Origin of the sequence: Arsenicibacter rosenii (genome assembly GCF_001870735.1) — a bacterium.
GTDB classification, from domain to species: domain Bacteria; phylum Bacteroidota; class Bacteroidia; order Cytophagales; family Spirosomataceae; genus Arsenicibacter; species Arsenicibacter rosenii.
In genome coordinates this window covers 1-1468 of the sequence record NZ_MORL01000136.1, presented here as the reverse complement: position 1 = coordinate 1468, position 1468 = coordinate 1, and the positions used below count along the sequence as shown (strand labels likewise).

At 52.5% G+C, this 1468-nt stretch carries 2 protein-coding genes; both read right to left on the bottom strand.

All coding sequences use genetic code 11. The annotated features are described in order from the left end of the window. Nucleotides 1–304: LLM class flavin-dependent oxidoreductase (locus BLX24_RS30345; protein ID WP_143092929.1), on the bottom strand; the 304-nt coding region annotated here is incomplete at its 3' end. Continuing rightward, complete coding sequence (locus BLX24_RS30340) at nucleotides 301–1320, bottom strand: ATP-grasp domain-containing protein (RefSeq protein WP_071506906.1); 1020 nt, start codon at nucleotides 1318–1320, stop codon at nucleotides 301–303. The genes BLX24_RS30345 and BLX24_RS30340, both read right to left, overlap by 4 nt. Nucleotides 1321–1468: the final 148 nt, after the last annotated feature.

The window sequence follows — 1468 nt, the reverse complement described above, 5'->3', positions numbered from 1 at the left end:
CAATATTAGCGGCCTGTTTGGCCAGTAGTGCGGGACTATGAAACGTAGGCCGTACGGCAACCATGAGCTCAATCCGTTTCGTAACGGCAGCCAGTGCGGCGGCTGTCGACCAGGCATCCAGTGAAGGCGCTTCTTCCCCTTTAATATCATTCAGGTTCAGCTCGGCAATTAGGGTGAGAGCATACCCCCAGTCTTCGGATTTCTGGGCCAGATGCTTTACATAGCTCCAGTCCGGCTGCATGTTTTCGTCGTCAACATTCCGGAGCCAGCCTCCGAAAACCGGTAACCAATAGCCATATTTCATGGGATGCACGCCAGATTTAAAGGTAAAACAGGATCTTTCGTTTTCGCCGGTGCAGAATGTACGCTTGCTATCTCGGCCTCCAGATAGTCAACAAAGCGGGCGTACGGGTCAAATCCGACAACCTGAACCGCATTAGCCACAAAATTGGACAGCGCGTTGATGTCATAAAACAACACGTCCCCTGTTTCATCAGAAACCAGGTACTCGACACCGCCGACATCGATTCCGGCCGCTTTGACAATTCGTTCAACATCGTTGATGAGTTGGGTCGGAGGGCGGAAGGCTTCCACCTGAATCCCTTTTTTCGGCGCTTCGGTCAGACAGAAGTCAACAGCTGGTTCGTCCGGGATTGCACATAGTTCTGCGGGGCACAGGTTAAAACGTTGACCTGCCGTAAATACCTTCATGGCATACAGGAAACGGCCATTCAGTGTTTCAACCCGTACAATGTGCCCGCCCCGGGGCTGAACAAACTCCTGTACGAGGGCTGTCTGATCGATGCCCAGATCAATTTGTCCGGCATCAACTGCTGCCTGCAACCCCTCCGGTGTATCAAAACGAACAATACCCGCTCCGGCCCCTCCGATGTTTACCTTGACAACCAGCGGAAACCGGAGCGCTCCCGCAGCCTTTGTAATCTGCGAAACATGATTTACTACGCGGGTTTCGGGAAACGAGAGCCCGAGTCCGGCGAGTAAGGAAAGCTGTCGGGCTTTGTTGGTTTCGATGCCGGTTGCCAGCGTTCCGTTGATTACCCTGACGCCAATCCGTTCAAGATGAGTCAGATAGCCGGCGGTATGAAAAATGCCCTGTCCGTTTCCCCTCAAATAGGCCGATGAACTCATCCGGTTCACCACCAGGCTATACCGGCTTTCCGTTGCACCGGGGTCGTACTGGTGGCGGGAGGCATCAATGCGCTCATAGCGTATCCCGCGCCGTTCCAGTTCCGCAAACAGCGGTTTAAACCACCCGGGATGCTCATAATAAATACCAATCGGTTTTTGCATCTGACTCATCTTATTTTATTGTTGACGTTAAACGTTAATAACCTGGATTCTGAACCAGATCAGGGTCGGCAGCGATATCATTAAACGGAATCGGAAATACCCATTTACGTTGATCGGTAATGCCCAGAACGGTTCCTGCACGGCCGGTCCGGACAAG

Excerpts from the sequence above, each read along its gene's own strand:
- BLX24_RS30340 (WP_071506906.1), bottom strand. The coding sequence starts at position 1,320 with ATGAGTCAGATGCAAAAACCGATTGGTATTTATTATGAGCATCCCGGG.